We start from the raw sequence: 5404 nt of genomic DNA, 5'->3' as shown, positions 1-5404 counted from the left end.
CGTCGCGACCGACGACGTACCGGCAGCCGGCGTTGCCGGGCCGCTGCTGAGCGGCGCGGTAGCGACGGCGGCGCCCCCGATCGGCGCGGCGACCTGGGTGCCCGCGACAGCGGCACCGGCCTGCGGCGACACGCGCAGCAACTGGTCGACTTCGATCTGATTCGGGTTCGCCAGGTTGTTCCACGCGGCGATGTCGCGATAGTTCTGCCCGTTTTCGAGGGCGATCCGGTACAGCGTGTCGCCCGGCTTTACCCGGTAGTAACCCGGCGGCGCCGGCGGAAGCGGTACCGCGGGCTGCGCGGCGGCAGTCGTGCCGAGCGAACCGGAGCGATCGACGACGGGCGCGTTGTCGAGCCGCGTCGCACAGGCGGCCAGTAGCGTGGAGAACGCGGCTACGCAGATCGCGCGCTGGGCGAGCGTGAGCGGTTCCCTGGAACGGTTGTTTTGCATCGCGCGCAACATACTCATCGGTTTCAAATTACTCCGGATTTTAAAGGGACAAAGAAAACGCGATCAAGCCGTGACTCCCGCCATTGCGCGTGCGCGACGCGCTCGACGAGCGTGAGCACCTGGTGCTGCCCGCTCTGCGCGCCGACCGGCGCGACGAGGCGCCCGCCGATCGCGAGCTGCTCGAGCAGCGCCTGCGGCACGTCGAGCCCCGCCGCCGCGATCACGATCGCGTCGAACGGGGCCGCGGACGACAGGCCGACACGCCCGTCGCCGTAGTGCAGACGGATGTTCGGCACGCGCAGCGGCCGCAGGTTCAGCTTCGCGCGCTCGTAGAGCGGCTTGATGCGTTCAATCGAATACACGTCGCGTGCCACGTGGCTCAGCACGGCGGCCTGATAGCCGCAGCCCGTGCCGATCTCGAGCACGCGCTCGAGCGTGCGGCCGGCCATCGCGAGCTCGATCATGCGCGCGACAACCGACGGCTTTGAAATGGTCTGCTGGTGGCCGATCGGCAGCGCGGAATCCTCGTAGGCCTGCGTCGCCAGCCCCGGATCCACGAACAGGTGGCGCGGCACCGCGGCCATCGCCTCCAGCACGCGCGCGTCGGTCACGCCGTTCGCGCGCAGCCGTTCGACCATCCGTTCGCGCACGCGTTCCGACGTGAGCGCGAACGCGCCGGCCGGCGCGACGCTCGGCGCGGCCGGCTTCGGCATCGCGGGCTTCAGCGCGGTCGGCTTCGGTGCGGTCGCGGGCTTCGCGGCGGGGGAACCGGGCATGGCCGTGCGCGGGGCGGCGGGTTTCACCGCAACCGGTTTCAGCACGGCCGCAGGCTTGTCGGCGGCCTTCGATGCCGCGACCGCCGCATGGCGTTCGCCGGCCCGACCTTCCGACTTGCGTGGCGCTCGCTTGAGATCTTCGAGCGCGAGCGGGAACCGCTTCGCGCGCTCGCCGCTCATGAAGCCCGCCCTCCGGCGCGCGCCCATTCGCGCGTCGCGGGCAGCATCTGTGTATGCGTGAGGTCCAGCTGCAGCGGCGTGATCGATACGAAACCGTTTGCCACCGCGTGAAAATCGGTGCCTTCGCTGGCGTCCAGCGCTTCGCCCGCCGCGCCGATCCAGTAGATCGGTTCGCCGCGCGGGTCGGTCTGGCGAATCACCGGCTGCGACGGATGGCGTTTGCCGAGACGCGTGACCTTCCAGCCTTTCAGTTCGTCGTAAGGCAGGTTCGGAATATTGACGTTCAACAGCGGCTGCCCCGGCAGCGGATGCGCGAGGGAGTGCTCGACGATCTCCGCGGCGACGCGCGCGGCGTCCGCGAGATGGGCCCAGCCCTTGTCGACCAGCGAGAACGCAATGGCCGGCACGCCGAACATGATGCCTTCGGTGGCGGCCGCAACTGTCCCCGAATAGAGCGTGTCTTCGCCCATGTTCTGGCCGTTGTTGATCCCGGAAACGACGAGGTCCGGCCTGGCGTCGGCCATCCCTGTCAACGCGACGTGCACCGAATCGGTCGGCGTGCCGTTCACGTAGAAGAAACCCGTACTCGCTGCGCGCTGCACCGACAGCGGCCGCGACAACGTGAGGGAATTCGACGCGCCGCTGCAGTTCTGCTCGGGCGCGATCACCGTGAGTTCGGCCAACGGCCGCAGCGCGTCGCTGAGCGCGGCGAGACCGGGGGCGAAATAGCCGTCGTCGTTGCTGAGTAGGATTCGCATCCGGCGATTGTAACCGAGGAAAGATGGCGCGAGAGCGACAGTCCGGCGACTGCGGAAGGACGGTTGCGGGCGACCGTACACGCTGCACCGCCGCGTTGCGCGGCGGCGTTCTGCGGGTTCAGGAAAACGCCTCGCCGCCCCGGGTTTTCCAGCACCAACGGCGCTCGCTTGCGGAATGTGCCCTTCGGGGAGCCCGGCGCGAGGCGACGGGCCCAGGGGCGTTCAGATCGCACCCGCGTCGCGCAGTGCGGCAATCGCCTGCGCATCGTAGCCGAGGCCGCGCAGCACCTCGTCGGTATGCTCGCCGAGTTCAGGCCCGAGCCAGCGCGTTTCGCCCGGCGTGTCCGACAGCTTCGGCGTGATGTTCGGCAACGGAATGTCGGTGCCGTCGGCCAGCTTGAAGCGTTGGATCATCTGCCGCGCGACGAACTGCGGATCGGTGAACATGTCGGCGGCGCTGTAGATGCGCCCGGCAGGCACGTCGGCCGCGTTGAGCACGACGAGCGCTTCATCGATCGTGCGCGGCGCGAGCCATGCGGCAATCGCGTCGTCGATCTCCTGCGTGCGCGGCACGCGCCCGTCGTTTTGCGCGAGTGCGGGATCGTCGGCGAGGTCGTCGCGCTCGATCGCCTTCATCAGCCGCTTGAAGATCGGGTCGCTATTGCCGCCGATCACGATACTGCCGTCGCGGCATGCATACGTGTTCGACGGCACGATACCCGGCAGCGACGCGCCGGTGCGCTCGCGCACCATCCCGTACACGCCGTATTCGGGCACCACGCTTTCCATCATGTTGAAGACGGCTTCATACAGTGCAACGTCGACCACCTGCCCCGCGCCGCCGTTGACCTTGCGGTGATGCAATGCCATCAGCGCGCCGATCACGCCATGCAGCGCGGCGATCGAATCGCCGATGGAGATGCCGATGCGCGGCGGCGGCAGATCGGGATATCCGGTGATGTGGCGCAGCCCGCCCATCGATTCGGCGATCGCGCCGAAACCGGGCCGGTCGCGGTACGGGCCCGTCTGCCCGTAGCCGGACAGGCGCACCATCACGAGGCCCGGGTTCTCGGCCGACAGCACGTCGTAGCCGAGCCCGAGTTTTTCCAGCAGGCCCGGGCGGAAATTCTCGATCACGATGTCGGCCTCGCGCGCGAGTTGCCGCGCGATCGCCTTGCCGGCGTCGGCCTTCAGGTTGAGCGTGACCGATTTCTTGTTGCGCGCCTGCACGGACCACCACAGCGACGTGCCGCCCTGCTCCGGATGGAGCTTGCGCCACTTGCGCAGCGGGTCGCCGCCGTTCGGATCCTCGATCTTGATCACTTCCGCGCCGAATTCGGCGAACAGCCGCGACGCGAACGGCCCCGCGATCAGTGTTCCGAATTCGAGCACTTTGACGCCCGCGAGCGGGCCCTGGCTGGTGCTCATGTGTCTCCCTGGCATGAGGAACGGCGCCGCCGACCGGCGGCGCCCGGCTTACATCGTGCGGCGGTCGAGCATCGCGCGGGCGATGGTGCCCGCGTCGACATATTCGAGCTCGCCGCCCACCGGCACGCCACGCGCGAGACGCGTGACCGCGAGCCCGCGCGCCTTCAGCGTCTGGCCGAGGTAGTGCGCAGTGGCCTCGCCCTCGTTCGTGAAGTTGGTCGCGAGCACGACCTCCTTGACGACCCCGTCGGACGCGCGCCGCACGAGGCGGTCGAAATGGATTTCCTTCGGGCCGATCCCGTCGAGCGGGCTCAGCCGGCCCATCAGCACGAAATACAGCCCGCGATAAGTCATCGTCTGCTCGAGCATGATCTGGTCGGCGGGCGTCTCGACGACGCACAGCAGCGTCGGATCACGCTCTTCGTCGCTGCAGACCTCGCAAATCTGCGCTTCGGTGAACGTATTGCACTTCTCGCAATGCTGCAGGTGCTCGGTCGCGAACAGCAGCGACCGGCCGAGCCGCTCCGCGCCCTCCCGATCGTGCTGCATCAGGTGGACCGCCATGCGCTGGGCGGATTTCGGCCCGACACCGGGCAGCACGCGCAACGCTTCGACGAGAGCGGACAGGGCGGACGGCTGTTTCATACGGCGGCAAAAAGTGGCACGGACGCCGCGTTCAGAACGGCAGCTTGAAGCCCGGGGGCAGCGGCAGGCCGGACGTCATGCCGCTCATCTTTTCCTGCGACGTCGCTTCGGCCTTGCGCACGGCGTCGTTGAACGCAGCCGCGACGAGATCCTCGAGCATGTCCTTGTCGTCCGCGAGCAGGCTCGGGTCGATCGACACGCGACGCACTTCGTTGCGGCACGTCATCGTCACCTTGACGAGGCCGGCGCCCGACTGTCCTTCGACTTCGATCAGCGCAAGCTGCTCCTGCATCTTCTTCATGTTTTCCTGCATTTGCTGCGCTTGCTTCATCAGTCCGGCGAGGTTGCCTTTCAACATGGGAATACTCCTTCTTGATCGTGTGAAAACCGGCACGCGGCGCGTGCCGGCCAATGTGTGGGCGTGATTGTGCCTGTCGCGGGGCGCTCAGTTCAATGCAGCGTCGGCGGCGGGCCGTCCGGCGCCGCGTCGGCGAGCGGGCGCACCGAACCCTCGACGATGCGCGCACCGAAGTCGCGCACGAGTTGCTGGACGAACGGATCGCCGTGAATCTCCTGCTCGGCCTCACGCTGGCGCGCCGCGCGCGCAGCCGCATCGAGTGCCGCCGCCGTACGCCGGGCGGGCCCGACTTCGACGGCCACCTCGACCGGTTTGCCGAGCGCATCGGCCAGCGCGGCCTTCAGCTTCGCCACCTGCGCAGCGTCCGCATATTGCGGCACCGGCACTGAAAGTTTCAACGTAGTCGCATCGACGGCCGTCAGCTCGCTGTTGAACGCGAGCTGGTACGCGACGCCCTTGAGCGGCAGCCGCGCGGCCAGCGCCGGCCATTCGCCGTCGAAGCCGACCGGATCGAGCGCGATCGCGGGCGGCAGCGGACGCGTGTCGACCGGAGCGGACGGGCGGGCTTCCGCCGGCTTCGGCGTCACGCGCACATCATCGGGGCCGCTGTCGAATACCGGCACGAAGCCGTCGTCGGGCGGGCCGCTAAACATCTCGTCGGCACTGAGCGGCACGTATTCGTCCGGCGGGATGTCCTCCCACGGCGGCGGGGCCTGACGTGCATCGGCTGCCTGCGGCGCACGGGCCGCCGCGCGCGGCGTCGGTACCTGTACGGCGGCGGGACGCGGCGCGACGGGCTTCTCGGCGGC

7 protein-coding genes are annotated in these 5404 nt (G+C 68.7%); all 7 read right to left on the bottom strand.

The window, feature by feature from the left end:
• The coding region (locus DPV74_RS38715) for a LysM domain-containing protein (protein WP_162923269.1) at positions 1-468 on the bottom strand (468 nt) is incomplete at its 3' end.
• 5 nt (positions 469-473) lie between these two features.
• On the bottom strand, positions 474-1406 hold the full coding sequence (locus DPV74_RS38710) for a protein-L-isoaspartate(D-aspartate) O-methyltransferase (RefSeq protein ID WP_119339100.1): 933 nt from the start codon (positions 1404-1406) through the stop codon (positions 474-476).
• Entirely contained in the window at positions 1403-2164 is a 762-nt protein-coding gene (gene surE, locus DPV74_RS38705; RefSeq protein ID WP_119339099.1) for a 5'/3'-nucleotidase SurE, read from the bottom strand. Before surE ends, DPV74_RS38710 begins: the two co-directional genes overlap by 4 nt.
• A 222-nt stretch (positions 2165-2386) precedes the next feature.
• Positions 2387-3592, bottom strand: a complete 1206-nt coding sequence (locus DPV74_RS38700) for a CaiB/BaiF CoA-transferase family protein (RefSeq protein ID WP_027787226.1) — start codon at positions 3590-3592, stop codon at positions 2387-2389.
• 48 nt (positions 3593-3640) lie between these two features.
• Positions 3641-4237, bottom strand: coding sequence for a recombination mediator RecR (gene recR, locus DPV74_RS38695; protein WP_006478665.1), 597 nt, complete (start codon positions 4235-4237; stop codon positions 3641-3643).
• Between the two features lie 31 nt (positions 4238-4268).
• Entirely contained in the window at positions 4269-4595 is a 327-nt protein-coding gene (locus tag DPV74_RS38690) for a YbaB/EbfC family nucleoid-associated protein (protein WP_006482124.1), read from the bottom strand.
• 92 nt (positions 4596-4687) lie between these two features.
• A partial coding sequence (locus tag DPV74_RS38685; RefSeq protein WP_276141811.1) for a DNA polymerase III subunit gamma/tau C-terminal domain-containing protein occupies positions 4688-5404 on the bottom strand: 717 nt, incomplete at its 5' end.

Source organism: Burkholderia sp. HAN2018 (assembly GCF_024704855.1).
Lineage (GTDB): Bacteria > Pseudomonadota > Gammaproteobacteria > Burkholderiales > Burkholderiaceae > Burkholderia > Burkholderia cepacia.
Note: the sequence above shows the minus strand (reverse complement) of the source record. Positions and strands in the feature narration are given on the sequence as shown.